The sequence below is a fragment of the Paraburkholderia heleia NBRC 101817 genome (assembly GCF_000739775.1).
Lineage (GTDB): Bacteria > Pseudomonadota > Gammaproteobacteria > Burkholderiales > Burkholderiaceae > Paraburkholderia > Paraburkholderia heleia.
Window position 1 is genome coordinate 207,676 of record NZ_BBJH01000012.1, and the last position, 24,767, is coordinate 232,442.

Here is a 24,767-nt window from a genome sequence, read left to right on the forward strand (position 1 = left end):
GGATTCACGATTGCTGATGCTGGGCCCACGACTGCGCTGCCCCGACCGGCGCCACGCGGCCGCCGTCGTGCGAGCCCATGTAGATCGAATAACGGCCGCCGCCCTCGGTCTCGCGCACGAAGCGGCGCAGCATCGCGCGCATCTCGACCGAGGCGATTTCGTCGTAGGGCAGGCTGTCGGGCGCGAAAAACCGGAAGCCGTCCGGCAGCGCCAGCGCGCCGCGCGGTTCGGCGAGGCGCGCGCGATAGATCAGGTAACCGGAGTCGTGGCCGTCGACGTCGAACACCGAATAGAGAAACGTGTCGTCGGAGACGAGCGACAGCTCGCCGCCGCCCGCGACCGGCAGACGGCCGTTGACGAGCCGGCGCGGCGCGGTCGGCAACACCCAGCCGCCCTTGCCGTCGGCGACGAGCAGCACGTCACCCTGCGCCTCGATCAGATAACCAACGAACATGTCGGTCGACGACAGCCAGCCCGGCGGCAGCGGATCCTTCACCTGCGCGTAGCGGCCCCGGCAGAAGCCGAGCGGCGCGGACGGGCTGGTGCCGAACGCCTGCACGCGGCCGATCAGGATCATGTGGTCGCCTGCGTCGACGCGCGCATGCACCGTGCAGTCGAACCAGCTCAGGCAGTCGTTCAGCACCGGCGCGCCGGTGTGCACGACGTCGTGGCGCACCGCCGCGAACTTGTCGACGGCCTTCGACGCGAACAGGTTCGATACGTCCGTCTGCGCGTCGCTCAGCAGGTTCACCGCGAAGCGGTCGCTGCCGGCGAACGCCGTGTAGCTGGACGCGCCCTTGCCGACGCAGACCAGCAGCAGCGGCGGATCGAGCGAGACGGACGCGAACGAGTTGGCCGTCATTCCGCGTGGACGGCCGTCGGCGTCGACCGTCGTGAGCACGGTCACACCGGTGACGAAGGTGCCGAACGCGCGGCGCAGCGCGATCGGATCGATGGTGGTGCGGTTATCCGGTACTGCGGCTTGCATGGCCATTCACCTCGGACGTCGTTGTGTTGAGGTGAATGTAAGTAGCGGAAATTGCGCTGGCTTCCATCGGATCGTAGGAAGGTTCCGCGCGTGCCACCGTCAGTTCGCCGCAGGCGCGGCGCTCAATCCGCATTGTGCGATGCGGCACCGACGGGCTGGCCGGCGTCAAGCAGGTTGTGCAGCTGCAGCGCGAGTTCGACCGCGAAACGCCTCTCGGGCGTCTCCACGTCGATCCCGAACAGGTCGACGATGCGCGCGAGCCGGTAGCGCAGCGTCGTGACGTGCAGGCCCATCGCGTCGGCGCAGGCCTGGGCGCGGCAGCCGTGGCGGATGTAGGTCGCGAGCGTACCGATGTACGACGCGTGGTGTTTGGCGTCGTATTCGACGATGCGCCCGATCGTGCCGGCGATGAACGCGCGCACGTCCGACGAATCGGCGGCGCCGATCAGCATCGGCAGTGGCCCGAGGTCGGGCACGCTCAGCGCGCCGGTCTTGCCGAACGCGCGCGCCACGCGGATCATCCGCCAGCAGCGCTCCCACTCATTCGCGAGCGCCGTGAGGCCGGTGAACGCGTCGCTCACGACGAGGGTCGGCTCACCGCAAAGCAATGCGCCCAACGCGCCGCACAGCTGGCGCGCGAACGCGGTCGCAGTCTGTGCCGGCGCGTCGGGCAGCACGCAAACGAAGCCGTTGCCGACCGTGATCGGATGGATCGCGAGCTTGTGCTGCACCGCCAGCATGTTCGCCGCGCGATGGCACTCGGCCGAGCGGTCGAACGCGGCGCCGGAACGGTGCGGATAGTCGATGACGAGGAGCCGCGCCGGCGCCGCGAGCACGAGGCCGAGCCGGCGCGCGCGCTCCAGAACGTCCTGCTCGTCGCGCCAGCGGCGCTCGACGATCTCGAAGAACAGCTCGGCCAGCGTGCGCGTCTCCGAGCGGAACCGGATCACGCTGCGCATCAGCTGCACGCTCATCGCGAACTTCGCGTTCTCGATGGAGATCGTGTGCAGGTCGCCGGGCTCGCGTTCGCCGAAGCACAGCAGCGCGCCGACGGTGTCGCCGTCGACCGACAGCAGTTCGACGTTGGCGTGCAGCGTGAGCCCATCCGGCAGGTCGAACGGCACGCGCCGCAGCGCGTGCCGTTCGATCGCGCCCAGCGCCGCCGCGCGAATCTGCTGGCCCGCGTCGCCGTCGAGCCCCGCGCGCCACGCGGCCATGTCGAGCGAGGCATGCGGCGCGCGCGACGCGTGCAGCTCACCGCCGTAGAGGTCGATCACCAGCACCGGCGAGTCGAGCAGGTCGGCGAGCATCGCGGTGAGCGTGACCATCGACCCGCCGGCCAGCACCTCCTCCAGCATCGCGCCCTGCACGTCTACCACGCGCCGCAGCTGCGCAGCGGCCGCCTGCTGTGCGCGCTGCCGGTGGGTGCGCTCGATCGCGATCGCGCCCAGATGCACGATCAGTTCCATGAACGCGAGCTGCTCGGCCGGCAGATCGACGATCTTGCGCGCGAGCACGACGAGCACCATCGGCCGCCCCTCGACGTCGTGACACGCCATCGGCAGCACGAGCACCGTGCGGTAGCCGCGCTCGGCAGCCTCGCGACGGTAGCCGAGGAACTCGGTCGTCTCCAGCGCATCGCGGATATAAACCGCTTCGTTGCGCTGCAGCGCGACGAGCGCCGGACTCGTCGCGAGCTCCCAGCGGTCGGAGAGCGGTCTTTTGAGCAGCGCCGTGTCGCGCCGCGCAATGACGAGCGCGTCGCCGTGCGCGGCGTCCACGCTCATGATCGACCCGAGGTCCCACGAGCCGTGCCGGCACGCAAGCTCGATCAGGCTGTGCAGCAGCGTATCGACTTCATCGTCGGTATTGATCCGGCTGGCGACGTCGCGCAGCGACGACATCAGAGACAACGTGTTCGGCATCGACGGTTCCCGGTTGAGCGTGACTGACTATACGACTTATCGCAGTGACAAAAAAATGTGGCATCCGCCGGAACGGAGGAAGACGCCCGATTTCGCGCTGCTTAGCATCCGCTCCATCGTCACTTCACCCGCATGGAGAACCGGCATGAACATCAACGTACGCAAAATCTCGACGTTCGTCGAAGAGGTCCATATCGAAGGCGGCAAGCGCGCGGACAAACCGATCACGACAGTGGTCGTGGCCGCCGTGCTGAAAAACCCCTGGGCAGGCCAGGGTTTTTGCGAAAACCTGCGGCCCGAGATCCTGCGGATCGCGCCCGTGCTCGGCGCAGAACTCACGCGCCGCCTCGTCGCCGTAATGCCGGCCGCGCGCGTCGAGGCCTACGGCAAGGCCGCCGTGGTCGGCGTGAACGGCGAGATCGAACACGCGTCCGCGCTGATCCACACGCTGCGCTTCGGCAACATGTACCGCGAAGCCGTGAACGGCAGCACTTTCCTCAGCTTCACGAACACGCGCGTCGGCCCCGGCGCGCTGCTGTCGCTGCCGATGATCCACAAGTCGACGACGGGCCAGCGATCGCACTTCCTGACGGCGACGTTTCAGATCGCCGACGCCCCCGGCCCCGACGAGGTGCTGGTCGCGATCGGTGCAGCCGACGGTGGCCGAGCGCATCCGCGCATCGGCGACCGCTTCGCCGACACGGCCGAGATGGAAGGCGAGAAAACGCCCGCCTGATCGCGACGGCGCGCTGCTGCGCGCGCTCCCGATGATCTCCCTCGTTCCCGCGACGCGCCCCCACGCGCGCCGCCGGGTCCTTTTTTTCCGACGCCAGCCCATACGCAAGCCATGACCGACCCCGACCCCATCACGCTGATCACGGATCTACCCGACGAAGAGGAAGCCGGCTGTCTCGCCGAGCTGGCCGCGGCGATGCCCGGCGAACGGATCGTGCCGCTGCGCGCCGCCAATGCGGACGAACGTGCGCATTGCACCATCGCGATCGTCGCGCGGCCCGATCCCGCGGCCCTGACCGCGCTGCCGGGGCTCGCGTGGGTACAGAGCCTGTGGGCCGGCGTCGAGCAACTGGTCGCCCGGTTGCCCGACGGCAAACCGCCGGTCGTGCGGCTCGTCGATCCGGAACTGACGCGCACGATGGCCGAGGCGGTCCTCGCGTGGACGTATTACCTGCAACGCGACATGCCCGCGTACCTCGCCCAGCAGCGCTCGTGCGTCTGGCAACAACGCCCGTACCGCAAACCCGCCGACACGACGGTCGGCATCGTCGGACTCGGCACACTGGGCTCGCGCGCGGCTGAACGCCTGATCGACGCCGGTTTTCGCGTGACCGGCTGGAGCCGCATGCCGAAAACGCTGCGCGGCGTCGCGACCTGCCACGGCGAGGACGGCCTCGCGCAACTGCTCGGCGCGAGCGACATCGTCGTCTGCCTCGTGCCGCTGACCGACGGCACGCGCGGCCTGCTCGACGCCCGGCGCCTCGCCGCGATGAAACCAGGCGCCGCGCTCGTCAACTTCGCGCGCGGCCCGGTGGTGGTCGCCGCCGACCTGCTGCGCGCGCTCGACGACGGCCGGTTGTCCCACGCGGTACTCGACGTGTTCGACATCGAACCGCTCCCTGTCGACTCGCCGTTCTGGCAGCACCCGTCGGTGACCGTGCTGCCGCACGTCTCCGCGCCGACCGATCTGCGCACAGCCGCGGCGGTGGTCGCGCGCAACGTCGCCGCGTATCGCGCCACCGGGCGCATCCCGGACGGCATCGATTTCTCGCGCGGCTACTGACCCGGCCCGCGCCGCTTTTCGCTTCACTGGCGCTCTGCGTCCCCGGCCTCGTCACCGACGGCCGGCGGGACCGGCCGCGCCGACGCATGACACACCGGTTTTAACTCACGCCACAACCAAAGGGGGAATCATGAGGAAAACAGCAGGTCTGGCAGCGGCAGTAGCGGTACTCGGCGGCGCGGCCGCGACGGCGCACGCGCAGAGCAGCGTCACGCTATACGGCATCATCGACGAGGGGATCAACTACACGAGCAACGCGCGCGGCCACGGCACGTTCCAGATGAAAAGCGGCGACACGCTCGGCAGCCGCTGGGGCCTGCAGGGCACCGAGGATCTCGGGGGCGGCTATCACGCGATCTTCCGGCTGGAAAGCGGCTTCGACGTGAACAGCGGCGCGCTGAAACAGGGCGGCAGGCTGTTCGGCCGGCAGAGTTACGTCGGGCTGCAGTCGGACCGCGCCGGCACGCTGACCTTCGGTCGCCAGTACGACCCGACGATCGATCTGTGGAGCGGCATGACGGGCGCGGGCGGCGTCAGCGGCGACATCGCCTCGCATCCGTTCGACAACGACAACGCGGACTTCGACTTCCGCGTGAACAACTCGGTCAAGTACACGAGCCCGACGATTGACGGGTTCAAGGCCGAGGCGATGTACGGCTTCAGCAACGACACCAATTTCGCGAATAACCGCCTGTACAGCGCGGCCGTGCAGTATAAGATGGCCGGCCTCACGGCGGCACTGGGTTACCTGAAGGCGAACTCGCCGGGCTCGGCGAACGGCGCGGTCTCGACCGACGCGGTATTTACGGGCTCATCGGAGCAGAACATCGTCGCGGCCGTAGCCTACTCATTCTCGCAAACCAAGGTCGGCTTCGCGTTTTCGCACGTCGACGTCTACGACCCGACCGCCAACGCGTACATCGCGTCGACCGCGACGCAGCCGCCCGGCGGCCGCTGGCAATCGTGGAAGTTCACCAACTACGAGGTCAACGCGCGCTACGCGTTCACGCCGGCACTGTGGCTGTTCGGCGCGTACACGTTCACCGACGCCCAGCTGCACTCGACCGTCGGCGCCTACGAGCCGAAGTGGCACCAGCTGTCGCTGATGCTCAACTACGACCTGAGCCGTCGCACCGCGGTGTCGCTGCAGGGCGTGTACGCGCACGTCGTCAGCGCGCACACCGGCACCGCCTTTGACTTCCCCACGACGCCCGCGTCGGCCGGTCCGTCGACAAGCGAGAACCAGACGGTCGTGCGTCTCGCGATGATCCATCGTTTCTGACGAACCGCGCGTCCACCGGCGAGCGCCTTTCGCCTTCGCGTGCCACCGGCGGCGGATGCACGAGGCCTTTCCTGCTGCCTTTCGGCGGAAGACCGGCGATTTCCGGCGGACTACCGTGTAGTCCCCGTGTGAAACCGTTTCTGGTTCGCCGACAGCGCCATCCTCTGAGGACAAGTTATGCAAACGAACGCCCTGGTCGAAACCGACCGCCAGCATCTGATCCACCCCGTGATCGGCTACCGCGCGCACGAGGCGCGCGGCGTGACGGTCCTCGACTCCGGCCGCGGCGTCTGGCTGCGCGACAGCGAGGGGCGCGAACTGCTCGACGCGTTCGCGGGCCTGTGGTGCGTGAACACGGGCTACGGCCAACAGAGCATCGTCGACGCGGCGATGCGCCAGATGACGAAACTGCCGTACGCGACCAGCTATTTCCACTTCGGCTCCGAGCCGGCCATCGAACTCGCCGAGCGGCTGACGTCACTCGCGCCGGCCGCGCTGTCGCGCGTGTACTTCACGCTCGGCGGCTCGGACGCGGTCGATTCGGCCGTGCGTTTCATCACCTACTACTACAACGCGCTCGGCAAGCCGCATAAGAAGCACTTCATCGCGCTCGAACGCGGGTATCACGGTTCGTCGTCGTTCGGCGCGGGGCTCACTGCGCTGCCGGTGTTCCACCGTCACTTCGACTTGCCGCTCGCGACCCAGCACCACATTCCGTCGCCGTATCCGTACCGCAGCGCGACGCCCGACGACCCGCAGGCGATCATCGCGGCCTCGGTCGCGGCGCTCGAAGCAAAGGTCGCCGAGCTGGGCGCGGAGCACGTCGCCGCGTTTTTCTGCGAGCCGGTGCAGGGCTCGGGCGGCGTGATCGTGCCGCCGCGCGGCTGGCTCGCAGCGATGCGCGCCGCCTGCCGGCGCCTCGACATCCTGTTCGTCGCCGACGAGGTGATCACCGGCTTCGGGCGCACAGGCCCGCTGTTCGCATGCGCGGCCGAGCAGGTCGAGCCGGACCTGATGACAGTCGCGAAGGGACTGACGGCTGGTTACGCGCCGATGGGCGCCGTGCTGATGGCCGAACACGTTTATCAGGCGATCGCCGACGGCGCGCCGACCGACGTGCCGGTGGGTCACGGCCAGACCTATTCCGCGCATCCGGTGAGCGCCGCGATCGGGCTCGAAGTGCTGCGCCTCTATCACGAAGGCGGGCTGCTCGCGAACGGCCAGGTTCGCGCAAAGCAGTTCGGCGCGGCGCTAGACGCGCTACGCGAACATCCGCTCGTCGGCGACGCGCGGCACCGCGGGCTGCTCGGCGCGCTCGAACTCGTTGCCAACAAGGGCACGCGCGCGCCGTTCGATCCATCGCTGAAGCTGCCCGCGCGCCTGTTCGACGCCGCGTACCGCCACGGCGTGATCTTCCGCGCGTTCGGCGACAACACGCTCGGCTTCGCGCCGGCGCTGTGTCTCGCCGAGGACGAATGCGACGAGATGTTCGCACGCGTCACGCGCACGCTCGACGAGCTGCTCGACGCCGCCGACATGCGCGCGGCGCTGCGCGCACACGCGCGGACGTGAGCACCGCTCCGGATCGACACTCACTGGCTGGAAGAACACCACCGGATACATCGGATCAAGCGGCTGCTGCCATTCGCGTACCTTGTCCATGAGCGCATCAGTCACCGTGCTGATGAAATCCGGCGACGCCTCGATGGCGTACCTCTCCAGCAGGAAGCCCTGGGTCTCGCGCACGCTCATGCTGCGCGCGTCCCGCGTCCCATGGGGACTAGCTTCGCGTCGTACATTGCGATGATTCAGCGCAGCGCGCTGCTTGCAAACGAGCCGCGCCGCCTCGACAAACCCAAAAATCTGGACCAGATCCTTCTGGAGTTTCACAGAGCAAAGATCGTCGCGTTGCGGTACCCCGAAGCGGTTGTCACCGTATGGGAAAGGCTCCCGCTCGCCCAGAGCTTGATAGCGGCGCGCGCAAGCAGCGAGCGTAGTTCCGCTCTTGTCGCATCGGTGCAGTAGGCAGGCTGTCCGGGCTGTTGACGCCACGATTCTGCGAGCGAGCCGGCGTCGAACGCGTCACACTCGAGCGCCTCGACGAGCTGCCGGGACACCCACCGAGACTCCGGAAGACCCTGGTCGACCTCTGCGATCGCCCCATCCGCTTCCCAGATCGACGATCAACGCGTGGCGTGGCAGCTTCGCATGCTCGAGTATTGCGACAATGTCGTCCACTTCCGATCTTCCTGATGAGAGCGTCGGCACGCCTGTCACCGCAGTGGAAATCAAAAGGGATGCGCCGACGAGCAGGGTCCCGAAAACGGCAACATACGGAATCAATGGGGCCATCACGATTTTGACTCAGCTGCGAGGCGGGACGTGAGGCAACAACAAGTACGATGCATGTTTGCCGCCCGTCGCGATAGTGTCGGTGCCACCGTACAGCGCGGAATCGCGATTGGGATGAGCGGCGAAGAACAGCCCGGAATGGCTGTCGTCCGGAAGATCGTAGTCTTTCGCATGCACGACGGGCGCGCCAGGCCCATAGCCGAAGTCCTTCCCCTGGATCGTCAGGGCCAGGCGGTATTCCTTGGGAATGACGATGCTCGTCGGCTCCGTGAATTCCACGTCGACCGGATACAGTTGTCCAGGTGTCATCGGCTCGCGAGCAAGGTGCGGATGAAACGGCTGCCAGGCCGTGGATTTCGCTGGGTCTACAGCACGGTGCGAAACCCGCAGATAGCCAAGATCGAGCGGTACGTCCGGATCGCTGTTGCCCACAAAGGTGACGTCCCGCCCCTGCGGATCGATCAGCCTGAGGGCCGCGAAGATGTCCATGTCCGCGGTCGAAGAACCGACCCATAGCCTCACGCCGATCGGCCGGTGAATTCCGTCTCCTCGCTGAAGGGCTTCGTCGTAAAAGTCAGCCCGTCTCCCAATCCGGCGCAGGATTTCTGGGCGGACGCCAGATGCTCCAGACGAGGCGCCATCGAAACGTTCGCCGCATCGAGATAGTAGCGCTGCCAGCGCGTGCCCGGCAGCGGCCAGGCGGCAGCGCTCCTCCAGACGGTTCCGCTGGGCCGGCGGATCTGCACCGCAAACGTTCAAGATGCCACCGTAGCAGGCGATTTCCCGATACTGATCGAACGCGCCTTCCCAGGGCAGTATCGCGGCAAGCCCTTCCGGCTGTAGCGCAGCCACCTGATCGTATCTTTCCCGTAGGGCCCCATCAACATGAGCACCGGATACCGGCCGGGCTTCTCCGGACGATAGATATTGACGCGCAACTTCACGCCATCGGTCATCGCGACAGGCACGTCATGGTCGAAGATCATGCCCGGAACGCCGCTATCGACCTGCTCAGCCAGAGAAGGCTGGGTAAATACGATGAAAAAGGCAGCGACCCACGGCGCGATTCGCTTAAAACGTATGATAAGACGTCCTTATTTATCGGTACGGCAAGTACGTCGTGTGATCCCGGCTCAGTCCCACCGCACGGCAAGGCCGGCGTCTAACGACCCCGATCGCTCAAGGCAGCCGCAAGATCCCTCATCAATGAGGGATGCTGCGCCGAACGCACAAGGCCTGTCACCGTGTGGCCCGCGGTAACGAGTTCGCGAACGACGGCGGAACCGATGAAGCCCGCCGCGCCTGTGACGAAAATACGCATGGTTGTAATCTCACTTCAATGGGACGAGCCGGCCTGTTCGACGCGGAAGTAACCGGGATCGGCGAGGTCTGCCAGGAGGCCCCGGTGCTGTGGCGTCCAGCCCAGAATCGCTCGCGTGTGACGGCTGTCCGCAGGGGCGTCGATACCCACGAAGGGGGCAAACCATCCGAAATGCGCGGCGGCTTCGTCCGCAGAAAGCGAAACCAGCGGCAGACCGAGGCTATGGCCTATCGCTGCGGCGATATCCTTGAGCGCCACGCCCATCTCGCCGATTGCATGGAACGGCCCCGCCGTCACGTTCTCGAGAGCCAGACGGTAGACACGGGCCGCATCGTGCCGATGAACGGCGGGCCAGCGGTTGAGCCCTTCGCCCACATAGGCCGACACGCCCTTCTCGCGGGCAATGGCCGCGAGACGCGGCACAAAACCGTGGTCGCCCAGACCGTGGACCGATGGCGCCAGGCGTATCGTGGTCGCCTTTACGCCCCGCGCGGTCAACTCCCTCACGGCTGCCTCCGACGCTCGGGGGAATCGCTCTGAAACCGGTGGCGCGACGCCCTGCTCGGTCGCGATTCGACCGGGGGCCAGCAAGGCGACGCCGGACGTGACGAGGAATGGCCGGTCGGATCCTTCGAGCGTCGCACCGATCGCCTCGATAGCACGCCGTTCCACCACGCTGTTCTCGGCAAAGCGAGACCAGTCGTGATTGAACGCAGTATGAATCACCGCATCGGCTTCGGAAGCGCCTTCCCGCAGGCGGTCGATATCTTCGAGCGAACCCACGAGCGTCCGGACGCCGGCCGTCCTGAGTTGCGCCGCTCGCTCTGCGGATCGGACCAGACCCGTGACCTGATGCCCCGCCTCCATCAATTCCCGCACAACCGCCGAACCGACCCAGCCGGTCGCCCCAGTCACGAATATCCTCATCGCACCTCTCCCTTTCAAATACGGATACAGCTTAGGGCGTTGAATCGGAACGATCCATGTCGTAGAGTTCGTTTCTGGTATTCGATCGTTCAAACTTCGACATGGATCCACTATCGGATGTGTTGTCGCTCCTGAAGCTGCAAAGCTATGTTTCCGGCGGCTTCGATGCGGCCGGCGACTGGGCCGTGCAATTCGGTCCCTTCGACGGGGTCAAGTTTCATACAGTGCTTCGGGGCCAGTGCTGGGTCTGCGTCGATGGCGAACCCGAGCCGCTTGAGATCGCCGAAGGCGAATGCTTTCTGCTTGCGCGAGGCAAGCCCTTTCGCATCGCGAGCAATCTTGCGGCGGAGCCGGTCGCGTTCGGTACACTCATCCCGCAGGTCAGGGACGGCCGTATCGTGACCCACCACGGCGGCGGCGAATTCCTCAGCGTCGGCGGGTATTTCACGCTGGCCGACGGTCAGGCCGATCTGCTTTTAGACGTGCTCCCCGCGGTCATCCACGTTCGGGAGGAACCGGGCCCGTCAATGCTGCGATGGTGTATCGAGCGCATGAGAGAGGAATTGCGCGAAGCGCAGCCGGGCTGCGGCATCGTCGCACAACAGCTCGCTACCCTCGTGCTCGTGCAAGCATTGCGGCTGCAGCTGGCAGGTGGGCGTAAAGAAGCCGTCGGCTGGCTTTTCGCACTCGCGGATAAACGGATGCGCGCGGCGATCAACGCCATGCACGAGACGCCCGGCGCGAAATGGACGCTACAGACGCTGGCCGAGCAGGCTGCCATGTCGCGCACGAGTTTCGCGCTCCGGTTCAAGGAACTCGTCGGGCTCTCGCCGATGGACTATCTGACGCGTTGGCGTATGTCGTTGGCCGCCAACAGGCTGACGCACTCGCGCGACTCGGTCGCTGAAATCGGCCTCGCGCTCGGGTATGAATCAGAAAAGTCCTTCAGCGCGGCCTTCAAACGGATCATGAATTGCGCCCCGCGCCAATACGGCCGCCAGCAAATCAGCGGCGGCGAAAGTGGGCCCGATACGGCATTCGCTCGAACGCCGAACCTGCTCACGTCCCGCCGATAAACCGTGCAACGAGGTCGCCGACTGAAGCCGCGTTGAGCGTGCCGGCGGTAGCCCCACATGACCGGTGAATGCGACGCTGGACGCACTCGCCGATCCATAGCCAACGCACTCGGCAATCTCGGCGATCCCGCGGTCGGTCCGCCTGCGCATGTTCTTCGCCAGCGCCATACGCCAGTTCAACAAATAGGCCATCGGCGCGAGCCCCACCGCACGGTCGAAACGCTCGAAAAACACCGAGCGCGAGAGTGCCGCTGCTGCACCCGTACCTGCAGCCTGATAATTACTAAACCTATTTGAGGGATGTTGTACAAGCCACCCAGATCCTCCGCGCCGCCGCAGTCGAATCGCAAAGCTAGCGAACGTTCAGGAAGGCAAACCTCTGAACGTTCGCCGCAATCCGTGCTAGCCGTGGTACGCCGCCTCACCGTGCGAGGCCGTGTCAAGGCCTTGACGTTCACCCTCCTCATCGATACGCAAGCCAATGACTACATCCACTAGCTTGAACGCGACGAACGACACCGCCGCCGACCACACCAGCGACGTGCCCACGCCCCAGCATTGCGAGATCATCTGGCTCGCCATATCGTAGTCGCCGACCTTGTTCGCCACATAGTCATAGACGCCGGTGCCGCCCAGCTTCGGTGAGGCGAACACGCCGGTGAGCAATGCGCCCGCAATGCCGCCGATACAGTGCACGCCGAACACGTCGAGCGAATCGTCCACGCCAAGCAGGCGCTTGAGGCCATTCACGCCCCAGTAGCAAAGCGCGCCGGCGATGAAGCCCATGATGATCGCGCCCATCGGTCCGACGAAGCCGCATGCGGGCGTGATGACCACGAGCCCCGCGATCGCGCCGGATACCGCGCCGAGCATCGACGGCTTGCCCTTGAGCGTCCATTCGACCACGGTCCACGAGACGGTGGCCGCGCAGGTGGCAAGCAGCGTGGTGACGAAGGCGAGCGTTGCCGCGCCGTTCGCTTCGAGATTCGAACCCACGTTGAAGCCGAACCAGCCCACCCACAGCAGCGAGCCGCCGATCATCGTCATCGTGAGGCTGTGCGGAGCCATGTGCTCGCGGCCGAAGCCCACGCGCTTGCCGATCATGATCGCGCCCACCAGCGCCGCAATGCCGGCGTTGATATGCACGACGGTGCCGCCCGCGAAGTCGAGCGCGCCCTTCTGAAACAGGAAGCCCGCCGTGGCATTGGCCTTTTCTGCCGCCGCGGCGCTCGTGTACGCGTCGGGTCCCGCCCAATACCAGACCATGTGCGCAATCGGCAGGTACGAAAACGTGAACCACAACACCATGAAGGCCAGCACCGCCGAGAACTTCGCGCGCTCGGCAATGCCGCCAATGATGAGTGCGGGCGTGATCGCCGCAAACGTGAGCTGGAACGACACGTAGATGAATTCGGGAATCACCACGCCCTTGCTGAACGTGGCGGCGGTGGTGTCGGGCGTCACGCCCGCGAGAAACATCTTGCTAAAGCCACCGAAGAACGCATTGCCTTCGGTAAACGCGACGCTGTAGCCGTACACCGCCCACAGCACGCCGAGCAGACAGAAGATCACGAGCGTCTGCATCAGCACGGAAAGCATGTTCTTCGCGCGCACCATGCCGCCGTAAAAGAGACCGAGGCCCGGCGCCGCCATCATGACGACCAGCAGCGTCGCGACGATCATCCATGCGGTGTCGCCCTTGTTCGGCACCGGCGCGGCGGCGCCTTGCGCGAGCGCAGGCAGCGAGAGCGCCAGCGCGCCGATCACCGCGAGTAGTTTGCCCAAGCTTTTCATTGCACGATCCTGTAGAAAGGCGTCGCGTGAGGCGTGCGCAAGCGGCGCGACCTTCACGACACGCGTGTGGGAGAGAAGATGGATACGAGTGCATGACCCGCGCTGCGGGCTTGTCGGGCGCCCGCTCGCGCGTTTCGACGGCGCGCGCGGCGGTCTCCTCGCGCGTGCGCCCATTGCTGCAAATACTGCTCGTGCTACGACCCGATCAACGCACGTCCAGACCGGGAATCCACGACGTGCCCGCGAGCGGCACGCGCGCCATGGCCGCCGATTCGACCGTCAACGCCACGAGGTCTTCCGGCTCCAGGTGATGCACGTTCTGCTTGCCGCACGCGCGCGCGATGGTCGTGAGCTCCATCGTGAGCGTCTTGAGGTAGTTCTTCACGCGGCGCGCGCCCTCTTCGGGTTCCAGGCGCTTTTCGAGCACGGCATCCTGGGTCGTCACGCCCACCGGACACTTGCCCGTATGGCAGTGATGGCAGAAGCCCGGCGCGGTGTTTAGCGCCGCATAGTCGGCCACCGCCGAATGAAGCGCGCCGTTCTGGAAGTACGATTCGCTGTTGCAGCCCAGCGCCATCAGCACGCCCTGGCCGATGGCCACCGCGTCCGCGCCGAGTGCGAGCGCCTTCGCCACGTCCGCGCCCGTGCGAATGCCGCCCGAGACGATCAGTTGCACCTTGCCCTTCATGTCGAGGTCTTCGAGCGCATCCACGGCCTGGCGCACCGCCGCGAGCGTCGGAATGCCCACGTTGTCGATGAAGCAGCTCTGCGTGGCGGCCGTGCCGCCCTGCATGCCATCGATCACCACCACGTCGGCGCCCGCGTGCACGGCGAGCTTCACGTCGTTGAACGTGCGCGTGGCGGCGACTTTCACGTAGACCGGTTTTTCCCAGTCGGTGATTTCACGCAGTTCCTGAATCTTGATAGCGAGATCGTCGGGGCCGGTCCAGTCGGGGTGGCGGCTCGCCGAGCGCTGGTCGACGCCCGCGGGCAACGTGCGCATCGACGCCACGCGCGGATTCACCTTCTGCCCGAGCAGCATGCCGCCGCCGCCCGGCTTCGCGCCCTGGCCGATCACCACTTCGATGGCGTCGGCGCGGCGCACGTCGTCCGGGTTGAAGCCGTAGCGCGAAGGCAGGCATTGATAGACGAGCGTCTTCGACGACTGTCGCTCTTCCTGCGTCATGCCGCCGTCACCGGTGGTCGTCGAAGTGCCCGCAGCCGTGGCCGCGCGGCCCAGTGCTTCCTTCACGTTCGCCGAGAGCGCGCCGAAGCTCATGCCCGCAATCGTCACGGGCGTGTCGAGCACGAGCGGCTTTTTGGCGAAGCGCGTGCCGAGCACAGTCTGCGAGCTGCACTTCTCGCGATAGCCTTCGAGCGGATAGCGCGAGAGCGAAGCGCCGAGGAACAGCAGGTCGTCGAAGTGCGGCACGCTCTTCTTCGAGCCGAGCCCGCGGATTTCATAGAGGCCGCGCTGCGCGGCCGTGTGAATGTAGTCGATGGTCTTGCGGTCGAAGGTACTGGACTCTTCCTGCTGCAGACGCGCGAAATGAACCGGTTTGGTTTCCATGGGGACCTTCTCGATCGTGTGTTCAGTATTCCTGGTCCGCGTCGGCGTTCCAGTGGTAGAGCGTGCGGGCAGAGGCGATGCGGCGGAACTGCGCCGGATCGTGATCGAGCCCTGCCGCGCCGAGCAGTTCGCGCACGACGCTCAGGTCGGCGTCGGTCATCGGCTCGAATTGCGCGTCGGCGCCGAGCGACTTCACGTTGCCCTTCACGTAGAGCACCGCTTCGTAGAGCGAATCGCCGAGCGCGTCGCCCGCATCGCCGCAAATCACCATGCGGCCCGCCTGCGCCATGAACGCGGAAAAGCTGCCCACCGAGCCGCCCACCACGATGTCGCCGCCCTTGAGCGAGATGCCGCAGCGCAGACCCGCGTCGCCGTCGATCACGAGCAGGCCGCCGTGCGCCGAGGCGCCCGCGCCGTTCGAGGCGAAGCCGCGCACGTGCACCTTGCCGCTCATCATGTTCTCGCCCACGCCCGTGCCGGCGCTGCCTTCGATCACGATGTTCGCGTGCTGGTTCATGCCGCCCGCGTAGTAGCCCGCGTGCCCTTCTACGGTGATCTGCACATCGGCGTCCACACCCACCGCAATGTTGTGCGCGCCGTTGGGCGAGGTCACGCTCACGCGCTGGCCGTTCAATGCAGCGGCGTCGCCATGCAGGTACTGGTTCAGCTCCCGCACGCCCTGCGTTTGCAGATCGAAAATCACGCCTTCCATACGTACATCTCCTCGGGTGCGGGTTCAAAGACCTTCGCGTTGCGAATGTCGGGCAGATGCGCGAGCGAGCGGAACTCGGAGGCGATCGCCACGTAGTCGTCATTCTCGGCCACGACGGCGGGCTTGCAGGCGAACGGATCGCGGATCAGCGCAAGTTCGTTCGATGTACCCATCAGGAACGTGTAGAAGCCGTCCAGCTCCTCGAAGCCCTTTTGCAGCGCCTGCGGCAGCGAATCGCCTTCGCGCAGGCGCCATTCGAGAAAGCGGCACGCGGCTTCCGTGTCGTTGTCGGTATCGAAATGAATGCCGAGCGGTTCCAGCTTGCGGCGCACGCCATACGGGTTCGAAAGCGAACCGTTGTGCACGAGGCAGAAGTCCTCGCCCGCCGTGAACGGATGCGCGCGGTCGGGCGTGACCGCCGATTCCGTCGCCATACGCGTGTGGCCCACGAGGTGCGAACCCTTGAGCTTCGTGAAGTCGTAGCGCTGCGCCACCTCGGCAGGCGAGCCGATGTCCTTGTACAGATCGATCGAACGGCCCGTGGAAAGCAGATAGAGCTTCGGATACTGCTCGTGAAGCCACGCTTTCACGGTGTCCGCATTGCCCTGCAGCGTAAGCACGGCGTGATTGGCTTTCGCGTCGATGCGCGCGGTCACGTCCATCGCGCGATTGAGCTTGTCGAGCAGCGTGTGCCACGGAAAGCGCGCGCCCTCTTCGGTAAAGCCCGAATAGAGGCTCAGCTTGCGCTGGCTCGCATCCACTTCCTTGCCGAACACGGCAAGGCCCGCCGAATCGGGGCCGCGCTCGGTCATGCCGATCAGCATCGGCACCATCAGTTCGCCGAGCTTCTCGCGTAGCGCCGGCGTTTTCACCAGCAAGCCTACGATTCCACACATAGGTTCTCTCCTTAGAAGAATTCGAGGTAGCTCTTCAGTTCCCAATCGGACACATGGCGCATGTATTCGAGCCATTCCATGCGCTTGAGCTTGATGAATTCCTGCGCAACGGGACCGAGCGCCTCGCAGATGAGCGTGTCCGCTTCGAGCGCGTCGAGCGCCTGTTCGAGGTTTTGTGGCAGCACCGTGATGCCGTGCTCCGCCAGCTTCGCGGGCGACCATGCGTAGAGGTTTTCGTTGGCGGGCGCGCCGGGATCGAGTTCGCTGTCGATGCCGTCGAGGCCCGCCGCGATCACGGCCGCCGTCGCGAGATACGGATTGCACGAACCGTCGGGCAAGCGCAGTTCGATACGCTCGCCGGGCATGCGCACCATGGTCGAGCGGTTGTTGTCGCCATAGCTCACATAGGCGGGCGCCCACGTGGCGCCGGTGAGCGAGCGGCCCACCACGAGGCGCTTGTACGAGTTCACGGTGGGATTGCACAGCGCCGTGAGCGCCGGCGCATGCTTGAGCAGGCCCGCCGTGAACTGGTAGCCGAGCTTCGAGAGTCGCATGCCGAGCGGGTCGGCGGCGTCCGCGAAGAGGTTGCGCTTGCCGTCGCCAATCGAAACGTGCATGTGCATGCCGTTGCCAGGACGGTTCGCGAACGGCTTGGCCATGAACGAACAGATCATGCCGAGCTCATTCGCGATCTCCGAGGCGGCCATCTTGAAGAACACGTAGTGATCGCAGGAGGTCAGGCAATCGGCATACGTGTAGTTGATTTCGAACTGGCCGTTGGCGTCTTCGTGATCGATCTGATAAACGTCGATGCCGACCGCGCGCATGGCGTCGGTGAGGCGTTCGAGAAACACGCGCGTACGCGACAGGCCCTTGTAGTCGTAGCAGGGCTTGGCGAGCGTATCGCTCGGGTCGCATGGTTCGAGCGTGCCCGATGCCGAGCGGCGCAGCAGCGAGAATTCAGGCTCGAGGCCCGTGAAAAGGGTCCAGCCGCGCTCGGTCACGCGCGCGACCTGACGCTTGAGCGTCACGCGCGAATCGTAGGCCCACGGTTCGCCCTCCACGTGCCCGTCGCAGACGATGCGCGCGAGGCCCGGCTGCCACGGCACCGGCGTGAGCGTCGAGAGTTCGCCCACGGCCATGAAGTCCGGGCCGTTGGGCTCGATCCCCACGCCCCAGATCGCGAAGCCTGCGAATCCGGCGCCCGCCTTGAGCACAGTCTTCAAATGCGAGACCGGCACCGACTTGGCTTTCGCCACACCGTGAATATCGACGAACTGCGCCAATACGTATTTCACGCCCTGCTGGCTGAGCCAGCTCTGCGCGTCGTCCGCCGAACTGAAGCGCGGCACGCTTCCCAGCTCGTTGACCGGCAGCTTTGCATCATTGAGATTCATCGTCACTCCTTGCAACTCATCCGCGGTTGAAAGAGCGGTGCGCCCGACTGCATGTCGGTCATCGAGACGCTTCGGCGGTTGCGGGGACGGCTGGCCGAATCACGCTCGCGCTGCGCACGCGCATAGTCTGCTTTAAAAATTCCCTGTATGCAACTTTATTTCCTGTTATGAAACACGCAGCGCGCAAGCATGCGCCCCGCCTGATACGCTTCTGCTTTTAACCGAGGCCAACCATGCAAACCGGGGACGACAGCAAAGCACCACTCGAACGCTACCTGGGCGCGACGATCCGCGAACTGCGCCAGCGTCACGGCCTGACCATCGCCCAGGTCGCCGACCAGGCCGGCATCAGCCGCGGCATGCTCTCGAAGATCGAGAACGCGCAGACTTCGACCGGACTCGACGTCCTGCATCGCATCGCGCAGGCGCTCGGCGTCTCACTGTCCTCGCTCTTTCGCAACTTCGACGTGCCGCAGGGCGACGCGCAACTCGTCAAGAAAGGCGCGGGCATGGAAGTGGTTCGCAAAGGCACCAAACGCGGCCACACCTACCATCTGCTCGCTTACGACCAGGGCCCGCGCAAACCCTTCGAGCCCTTCCTCATCACCCTCGAAGATGAAGCAGAGCGTTTTCCGACCTTCGAGCATCCGGGCACCGAGTTCATCCACATGCTCAAGGGCGTGATCGAATACCGCCACGGCCAGCAAACCTACGTCCTCCACCCCGGCGACACGCTCACCTTCCAGGCCGATATTCCTCACGGCCCCGAGCGCCTCATCAAGACGCCCATTCAGTTCCTGTCGATCTTCATCTATCCGCCGGGAACTGCCGAATGAGGCGCTGGCCTTCCCATCCCTCCTGCGCTACTTCTTACGCAACGTCCGTGCCATGTTTATCGCCATGAACTAAAAATTCCTGTGAATAAACACATGGCGCGCACGCCGGCCCTTTTCGATTGACCTTCCCATCTCGCACGCAACCCTGCTTGCCTGCTGACGGTGCGCGGTTTTCCTGCCTGCTGTGCGTGCCCGCACTGAAACGGGACGCGGGCTTACGCCCGAGTATCAGAATTGCTTATGAAAGCGCGGGAGCGAGTTGCCTCACCGCTTCCAGCGCCCCGCCAACCATCCGCCGCAGCGTGGGCTGCACGGCTTCGGCGCGCTCGGTCTGGTACTCGAACGGCGCGTCCTCGTTCATATACGTCGATTGACACATTTCGAGCTGCACTGCGTGAATGCCGCGCCCGGGTGCGCCGTATTGGCGTGTGATGTAGCCGCCCTTGAAGCGGCCGTTGGCGACCGAGGTGAAGCCGCTCGCCTGCATCGCTTCGACGGCGGCCTGCTGGACCGCGCCCGCGCACGTGCGGCCATCCTGCGTGCCGAGATTGAGGTCGGGCAGCTTGTCGGCGAACAGGCGCGGCAACACGCTCGCGATCGAATGCGCTTCCCATAGCAGCACGTTTGGGTGTCGCTCGCGCAGCCGGGCCAGCTCGGCTGCGAGCGCCTTGTGATACGGCTGCCAGTATTGCGCGACACGGGCGTCGCGCTGCGCCGCATCCGGTGCGCAGCCTGGCTTGTAGACCGGCTCGCCGCGGAACGTTTCAGCGGGGCATAGCCCCGTGGTCGTCTGGCCCGGATAGAGGCTTTCGTCGTTGGGCGGCCGGTTCAGGTCGATCACGTAGCGCGAAACACGCGCACCGATCACGCTCGCGCCCATCTCGCGCACGAACGCGTAGAGACGGTCGAGATGCCAGTCCGTATCGGCCACCGTGAGCGCCGCGGGCGTATAGCGATCGCGCAATGCCTCGGGAATCACCGTGCCCAGGTGCGGAACCGACACCAGCAACGGCGCCGTGCCGCGTTCAATGAAAAACAGTTCGTCCATCCGATTGATCCTCTTCTTGATGGCGTTGAAATGATCCGGGCGCTACTGCAACGCTTCCTCGGGCAGTTGCGGCAACGCCCGCACCAGCGCCGGGCGAATCGATCCGTCGAGCACGCGGCGCGTGAGCGTGACGATCTCCTGTGCGAACGTGTCCCACTCGCCCTGCCGGTGCAGCAGGAAAAAGTCGCGCCGCCCGAGCCGCCCGGAAGGCAGCGGCAGCACGGCGATATCCGGCAAGTACTGGCGCGCCTGCCAGAGACACAACGGCGTCGAGATCGCAAAACCGAGGCGCGCCGCGACGAGGCTCAACAACGGATCGGTCGCATCGAACTCGTAGCGGCGCGGGCTGTTGATGCCGAGATGCCGCGCATAGCGCTCGACCTGCTGTCCGATGACGGAGCGCGCGGTGTAGCGGATCATCGGCATTTCGAGCGCGAGCGTGCGCCAGTCCGCGTTCCGGTGCTCCGCGAGCCAGGTGCGAGACACCACGGCGACGAATGCCTCCGAAAAGAGCGGCACCTCGACGATGCGAGCATCGTTGAGCGTCGTTTGCGTGCAAACGGCGAGATCGAGGTCGCGATCGTGCAACTGTTTGCTCAGGCCCGGCGTCAAGCCCGACCACAGCGCGATCTGCCGCGCCGAGCCCGACACCGCGCGAATCAGCTCCGGCCCCACGGTCGCCGCGAACGAATCCACGCAGCCTAGCCGCACGGGCAAGGTGCCCGAGTTCGAGGCGTCGCCGATACGCGCGCTGACCATCTGCGCATGCTCGAGCAAAGGGCCAGCCAGTTCGAGCAGCGCGCGGCCCGCAACATTCGGGCGCGGGGGCCGGCTTTCGCGATCGAACAGGACCACGCCCTGATCGCGCTCGAGCGCCGCGATGGCCTGACTCACCGCGCTCTGGCTCACGCCGAGCTGTTTTGCCGCGCCGGTCATCGAGCCTGTCTCGCACACCGCGAGAAAGGCCTGCAAGGCGTTGAGGTCGATAGGCGCCTGGGTACGTCTCATGATGGGCTCCGCGGATGTGTGCGCAAATGACGCCGGCCGCCTTGCACTCCGTCTTTGCATGATGCGGCCCTGGACGGCCAACACGCGGAGGATCAGTGCTTGCGGTTGTGAACCATAAGTTTGCCTAATACAAAATATTGGCGCGCACCTGGGACACAGAATTTGCCCATCGTTCACCCATGGGGGCCCCATGAGCCACTTTGACTATGTCGTGATCGGCGCTGGCGTGATTGGCACGTCCGTCGCCCACCATCTCGCCGCGCTCGGCGCGAAAAGCGTCCTCGTCCTTGATCAGGGCACGATCGGCGCCGGCACCACTTCGCAGTCCTCCGGGCTGCTGCGCACGCATTACTCGGTGCGCCAGAACGTCGAGCTGGCCCGCGCTTCGTGGTGGGCCTTCAACAACTTCGCCGACTATCTCGGCGACGACGAAGCCTCTTGCGGCCTCGTCAAATGCGGTTACATGATCAGCGCGCCCGAAGGCGACAAGCTCGATCCGCTGGCCGCTTCGTTGCGTGCGCAACATGATATGGGCATCGAAGTGCAACTGCTCGACCGTACCGAGGCGCAGGCGCGCCTGCCGATCGCCAGCTTCGACGACGCCGCGCTGATCGGCTACGAGCCCGAAGCGGGATTTGCCGACGCCTACCTCGTGGCCACGAGCTTCGCTCGTTCGGCGCGCCGCCACGGCGTGAAGATCATGGAAAACGTGCGCGTGACCGGCCTGATCCGCGAAGGCCGCCGCGTGGTGGGCGTGGAGACCACAGCCGGGCGCTTCGGCTGCGGCACGCTCATCAGCACGCAGAACATCTGGACGCCGGAACTCGCCGAATGGATCGGCGTGCCGCTGCCGGTGAAGCCCGAGCGTCATACCGTGCTCGCACTCGAATGCGAAGCCGCGCCCTACACGTTCGCAATGCCCGCGTTCAAGGACCTCGGCTCGGCCGGCATGCTCTATTTCCGCAGCTACGGCGGCAGCCAGATGCTGGTCTCCGAAGGCGTGGTGGGGGAAACGCTCAACGCGCCCGAGACCGAACAGGGCGACATCTCGCTCGACTACGTAGCGGAAGTGGGCGCACAGGTGGCGGAACACTTTCCCGCCTACGAAACCGCTGGCCTCGCCTCCTCGTGGACCGGCGTCTACGACGTCACGCCCGACTGGAACCCGGTACTCGGCAGCGTTGCCGACGTGGAAGGACTAACGGTGGGCTTCGGCTTCTCCGGCCACGGCTTCAAGCTTTCGCCTGGCATCGGCAAGCTGCTCGCGCAGCATGCGCTCGGCCTGCCCACCGACGTCTCCCTCGAACCCTACGCGCTCGAGCGCTTCACGAGCGGCGCGCTGCTGACCGGCAAATACGGTCTGGGCGCGGTGTCGTAATGCCAGCGCGCAATGTGCTTTCGCATGCCAACAGGAGAAAACAGATGACTGTCCGCATTCTGGTGCCCGTCAAACGCGTGGTCGATCCCAACGTGCGCGTGCGAGTGAACACCGCAGGGGCGATTGAAACGGCGGGACTCAAGATGTCGCTCAACCCGTTCGACGAATGCGCGCTCGAAAAAGCGCTGCAACTGAAGGAAGCCGGCGTGGCCTCGCACGTCACGGTGCTGACCTGCGGCCAGCCCGCGCACCAGGACGTGCTGCGTACCGCGCTCGCCATGGGCGCCGACGACGCCGTGCTGATCGACACGGGCGCGGCCACGGCCACCCTCGATTCGCTTGCCGTTGCGCGGCTCGTGGCCGCGCACATGAAGGAGGTGGAGTACGGCCTCGTGCTGTGCGGCAAGCAGGCCATCGACGGTGACGTGGGTGGCGTGGCTGCGATGCTCGCCGCCCTGCTCGGCTGGCCGCAAGCGCTCAACGCCAGCGCGCTGGATGCCGCAGAGGGTGGCTGGCGCGCGAGCTGCGGCGACGACGCCGGCACCGCCACGTGGCAACTCGACGGCCCGGCTGTGGTCAGCGCCGATCTGCGTCTCGCGGAACCGCGGCGCGTGACACTGCCCAGCATCGTCAAGGCAAAACAAAAGCCGCTCGCCACACGCGAGGCGGCCGCGTTCGGCGGCGTGTCCGACGCCCGCAGCCATGTGCTGAAACTGACCGACCCGCCCGTGCGCGAACCGGGCGTGAAGGTGGATGGCGTCGAAGCGCTGCTTGATGCGCTCGCCGGTCAACGCGTATTCGAAACCGTGGGAGCCTGACTATGAGAACGCTGGTCCTTGCCGATGCCGACGTGGGATCGATTTCCGATGTGACGCTGCGGGTGCTGAACGCGGCGCGGCAACTGGGACAACCCGTCGATCTGCTAGTGTTCGATGCGTCGATTGCCCCAGCGGCGGCGGGCGCGAGCGGTGTCGATCGTGTGCTGGTCGCTTCGGCCGGCGCCGCCGGGTCGCTCGCGCCTGAAACGATTGCGGCGCAACTGATCGCGCTCGCGGGCGACTATTCGACGGTGCTCGCGGCGCATCGCGCCTGCGGCCGTGCCGCGCTGCCGCGCGCGGCGGCGCTCGTGGAAGGCGCTTTCATTGCCGATGTAATCGCCATTCGGGAGCGCACGCAGTTCGTGCGCGGTCTCTATGCTGGCAGCGTGATTGCAACGGTTACGGGCGCCGCGGCGCGAATCTTTGCGAGCGTACGGCCCTCGTCGTTCGCACCCGTTGCGGCGGACGGCGGCGCGGCGCAGATCGTTGCGCTCGCACCGATTGCGCCGTTCGTGGGCACGCGCCTTTTGGAGCGCCGCGCTGCAGAACAGAGCGGACAGGACCTCGGCAGCGCGCGCGTGGTGGTCGCGGGCGGGCGCGGCCTCGCTTCGCAGGAGAACATGGAACGCCTGGGCCAGGTCGCGGCGACCCTGGGCGCGGCACTTGGCGCCTCGCGCGCCGCCGTCGATGCCGGCTATGCGCCGAACGCCGCGCAGGTCGGGCAGACCGGCCGCAGCGTCGCGCCGGACGTGTACATGGCATTCGGCATCTCGGGTGCGATCCAGCACCTGGCCGGCATGAAGGACTCGAAGTTCATCGTCGCCGTGAACAAGGATCCGGACGCGCCGATTTTCTCGGTGGCGGATGTGGGTCTTGTCGGCGATCTGTTCGACGTGGTCGGCGCGATCGAAGACCGCATGCACGGCGTGGAGCAACGCGTATGAACGCCCGCATGCATGCTCGCGCACCCGGCGCTCCGGCGCCGCTGAGCCCCACCGGCGATCTCAGCGCCGTGCGCTTCATCGATTGCGCGCGGATCGCGCCCGAACCGTGGGCCAACGGCGGCGGCACCACGCGCACGATCGCGTGTGGTCCCGCGCAGGCCAACCAGAACGCCGCTGCACCGTGGCGCGTGAGCCTCGCGAGGCTCGATGGGCCTGCGAAATTCTCGCAGTTCCAAGGCTACGACCGCACCCTGCTGCCCGTCGACGACGGTGCGATCGACCTGCATTCGCAGGACGGTCAGCTGCTCGCACGTGCGGGGCAGCCCGTACACTTTTCGGGCGACCTGCATGTGTGGGTGAACCTGCCCGCGCGGCCCGTGAACGTCCTCAACGTGATGTGCAAGCGCGGCGCGTTTCGCGCACGCGTGAGTGTCGCGGCACATTCGCTGCGCGTCACGCCCGCCCCCGCCCATCTGCTCGTGAGTCTCGCGGGGCAGTGGAATGTGGAGAGCACATTGCTGCGCGGTGTGACGCTGCCTCCGCTCAACGCTTTGTGGATCAGCGGACGACCCGAGGAGCTTGCACTCCGACCTTCAGGACCCGGCGCACAGTTGGCGTCGATCGCCATCGAGGCTGTCACGGCGGAAGCGCAGGAGCGTCGTCGATGACTCATCAGGGGGAAATGCTCGTCGCACAA

The 24,767-nt window shown here is 66.0% G+C and carries 23 protein-coding genes and 3 pseudogenes; 10 read left to right on the forward strand and 16 right to left on the reverse strand.

Annotation, left to right across the window (positions count from 1 at the left end; genetic code table 11):
• Positions 1-4 precede the first annotated feature (4 nt).
• On the reverse strand, positions 5-988 hold the full coding sequence (locus tag BHE01S_RS13000; RefSeq protein WP_042264605.1) for a flavin reductase: 984 nt from the start codon (positions 986-988) through the stop codon (positions 5-7).
• Between the two features lie 122 nt (positions 989-1,110).
• Positions 1,111-2,913: a helix-turn-helix domain-containing protein gene (locus tag BHE01S_RS13005; protein WP_042264481.1), complete on the reverse strand. Its 1,803-nt coding sequence runs from the start codon at positions 2,911-2,913 to the stop codon at positions 1,111-1,113.
• Positions 2,914-3,058: 145 nt separating this feature from the next.
• Between BHE01S_RS13005 and BHE01S_RS13010 the strand changes: the two genes are divergently transcribed.
• The 4 genes from BHE01S_RS13010 (at position 3,059) to BHE01S_RS13025 (ending at position 7,565) form a co-directional block, all read left to right on the forward strand.
• Entirely contained in the window at positions 3,059-3,649 is a 591-nt protein-coding gene (locus tag BHE01S_RS13010; RefSeq protein WP_042264484.1) for an amino acid synthesis family protein, read from the forward strand.
• 111 nt (positions 3,650-3,760) lie between these two features.
• Complete coding sequence (locus BHE01S_RS13015; RefSeq protein WP_042264487.1) at positions 3,761-4,711, forward strand: 2-hydroxyacid dehydrogenase; 951 nt, start codon at positions 3,761-3,763, stop codon at positions 4,709-4,711.
• A gap of 130 nt (positions 4,712-4,841) precedes the next feature.
• The gene (locus BHE01S_RS13020) at positions 4,842-5,993 is read left to right on the forward strand and encodes a porin (RefSeq protein WP_042264489.1); all 1,152 of its coding nucleotides are present in this window, start codon (positions 4,842-4,844) and stop codon (positions 5,991-5,993) included.
• A 177-nt stretch (positions 5,994-6,170) separates the two neighbouring features.
• Positions 6,171-7,565, forward strand: a complete 1,395-nt coding sequence (locus tag BHE01S_RS13025) for an aspartate aminotransferase family protein (protein ID WP_042264492.1) — start codon at positions 6,171-6,173, stop codon at positions 7,563-7,565.
• 15 nt (positions 7,566-7,580) lie between these two features.
• On the opposite strand, the pseudogene BHE01S_RS36720 reads toward BHE01S_RS13025, so the two are convergent.
• The 6 genes and pseudogenes from BHE01S_RS36720 to BHE01S_RS13045 all read right to left on the reverse strand — a co-directional run.
• Positions 7,581-7,754: pseudogene (locus BHE01S_RS36720) on the reverse strand (transposase); the annotation flags it as partial.
• A 125-nt stretch (positions 7,755-7,879) separates the two neighbouring features.
• On the reverse strand, positions 7,880-8,110 hold the full coding sequence (locus BHE01S_RS38765) for an NAD(P)-binding domain-containing protein (RefSeq protein ID WP_084068811.1): 231 nt from the start codon (positions 8,108-8,110) through the stop codon (positions 7,880-7,882).
• A 247-nt stretch (positions 8,111-8,357) separates the two neighbouring features.
• The gene (locus tag BHE01S_RS39985; RefSeq protein WP_245639730.1) at positions 8,358-9,197 is read right to left on the reverse strand and encodes a CocE/NonD family hydrolase C-terminal non-catalytic domain-containing protein; all 840 of its coding nucleotides are present in this window, start codon (positions 9,195-9,197) and stop codon (positions 8,358-8,360) included.
• On the reverse strand, positions 9,101-9,331 hold the full coding sequence (locus BHE01S_RS39845) for a CocE/NonD family hydrolase (protein WP_042264496.1): 231 nt from the start codon (positions 9,329-9,331) through the stop codon (positions 9,101-9,103). The genes BHE01S_RS39985 and BHE01S_RS39845 overlap by 97 nt, the downstream gene beginning before the upstream one ends.
• A 236-nt stretch (positions 9,332-9,567) precedes the next feature.
• A pseudogene (locus BHE01S_RS39085) lies at positions 9,568-9,666 on the reverse strand (NAD-dependent epimerase/dehydratase family protein); the annotation flags it as partial.
• 15 nt (positions 9,667-9,681) lie between these two features.
• Entirely contained in the window at positions 9,682-10,593 is a 912-nt protein-coding gene (locus BHE01S_RS13045; RefSeq protein ID WP_042264498.1) for an SDR family oxidoreductase, read from the reverse strand.
• Between the two features lie 101 nt (positions 10,594-10,694).
• Here BHE01S_RS13045 and BHE01S_RS13050 point away from each other — a divergent pair, with 101 nt between their 5' ends.
• Complete coding sequence (locus BHE01S_RS13050) at positions 10,695-11,669, forward strand: AraC family transcriptional regulator (protein ID WP_042264500.1); 975 nt, start codon at positions 10,695-10,697, stop codon at positions 11,667-11,669.
• A 21-nt stretch (positions 11,670-11,690) separates the two neighbouring features.
• Here BHE01S_RS13050 and BHE01S_RS39090 read toward each other — a convergent pair.
• The 6 genes and pseudogenes from BHE01S_RS39090 to glnT all read right to left on the reverse strand — a co-directional run.
• Positions 11,691-11,921, reverse strand: a pseudogene (locus BHE01S_RS39090) (helix-turn-helix domain-containing protein); the annotation flags it as partial.
• Between the two features lie 150 nt (positions 11,922-12,071).
• Entirely contained in the window at positions 12,072-13,463 is a 1,392-nt protein-coding gene (locus BHE01S_RS13055; protein ID WP_042264502.1) for an ammonium transporter, read from the reverse strand.
• 205 nt (positions 13,464-13,668) lie between these two features.
• Positions 13,669-15,033 carry an FMN-binding glutamate synthase family protein gene (locus BHE01S_RS13060; protein ID WP_042264503.1) on the reverse strand — a complete coding sequence of 455 codons (1,365 nt, stop codon included), beginning with the start codon at positions 15,031-15,033 and terminating at the stop codon, positions 13,669-13,671.
• Positions 15,034-15,055: 22 nt separating this feature from the next.
• Positions 15,056-15,745, reverse strand: a complete 690-nt coding sequence (locus BHE01S_RS13065) for a GltB/FmdC/FwdC-like GXGXG domain-containing protein (protein WP_042264506.1) — start codon at positions 15,743-15,745, stop codon at positions 15,056-15,058.
• On the reverse strand, positions 15,733-16,641 hold the full coding sequence (locus BHE01S_RS13070; RefSeq protein ID WP_042264507.1) for a class II glutamine amidotransferase: 909 nt from the start codon (positions 16,639-16,641) through the stop codon (positions 15,733-15,735). Before BHE01S_RS13070 ends, BHE01S_RS13065 begins: the two co-directional genes overlap by 13 nt.
• An 11-nt stretch (positions 16,642-16,652) precedes the next feature.
• Positions 16,653-18,038, reverse strand: coding sequence for a type III glutamate--ammonia ligase (gene glnT, locus BHE01S_RS13075; RefSeq protein ID WP_042264510.1), 1,386 nt, complete (start codon positions 18,036-18,038; stop codon positions 16,653-16,655).
• 233 nt (positions 18,039-18,271) lie between these two features.
• Here glnT and BHE01S_RS13080 point away from each other — a divergent pair, with 233 nt between their 5' ends.
• Positions 18,272-18,874 carry a helix-turn-helix domain-containing protein gene (locus tag BHE01S_RS13080; RefSeq protein ID WP_042264513.1) on the forward strand — a complete coding sequence of 201 codons (603 nt, stop codon included), beginning with the start codon at positions 18,272-18,274 and terminating at the stop codon, positions 18,872-18,874.
• Between the two features lie 238 nt (positions 18,875-19,112).
• On the opposite strand, the gene hutG is transcribed toward BHE01S_RS13080, so the two are convergent.
• Together hutG and BHE01S_RS13090 are read right to left on the reverse strand one after the other, a co-directional pair.
• Positions 19,113-19,922, reverse strand: coding sequence for an N-formylglutamate deformylase (gene hutG, locus BHE01S_RS13085; protein ID WP_042264515.1), 810 nt, complete (start codon positions 19,920-19,922; stop codon positions 19,113-19,115).
• Between the two features lie 42 nt (positions 19,923-19,964).
• Positions 19,965-20,930 carry a LysR family transcriptional regulator gene (locus BHE01S_RS13090; protein ID WP_042264517.1) on the reverse strand — a complete coding sequence of 322 codons (966 nt, stop codon included), beginning with the start codon at positions 20,928-20,930 and terminating at the stop codon, positions 19,965-19,967.
• Positions 20,931-21,120: 190 nt separating this feature from the next.
• Between BHE01S_RS13090 and BHE01S_RS13095 the strand changes: the two genes are divergently transcribed.
• The 4 genes from BHE01S_RS13095 to BHE01S_RS13110 are packed head-to-tail and all read left to right on the forward strand — an operon-like array spanning position 21,121 to position 24,738.
• Positions 21,121-22,308 (forward strand): NAD(P)/FAD-dependent oxidoreductase, encoded by a 1,188-nt coding sequence (locus BHE01S_RS13095; protein WP_042264518.1) that lies wholly within the window; start codon positions 21,121-21,123, stop codon positions 22,306-22,308.
• Between the two features lie 44 nt (positions 22,309-22,352).
• A complete protein-coding gene (locus BHE01S_RS13100) occupies positions 22,353-23,126 on the forward strand; it encodes an electron transfer flavoprotein subunit beta/FixA family protein (RefSeq protein ID WP_042264520.1) in 774 nt (257 codons plus the stop codon).
• A 2-nt stretch (positions 23,127-23,128) separates the two neighbouring features.
• Entirely contained in the window at positions 23,129-24,070 is a 942-nt protein-coding gene (locus BHE01S_RS13105; protein WP_042264522.1) for an electron transfer flavoprotein subunit alpha/FixB family protein, read from the forward strand.
• On the forward strand, positions 24,067-24,738 hold the full coding sequence (locus BHE01S_RS13110) for a HutD/Ves family protein (RefSeq protein WP_052405903.1): 672 nt from the start codon (positions 24,067-24,069) through the stop codon (positions 24,736-24,738). Before BHE01S_RS13105 ends, BHE01S_RS13110 begins: the two co-directional genes overlap by 4 nt.
• Positions 24,739-24,767: the final 29 nt, after the last annotated feature.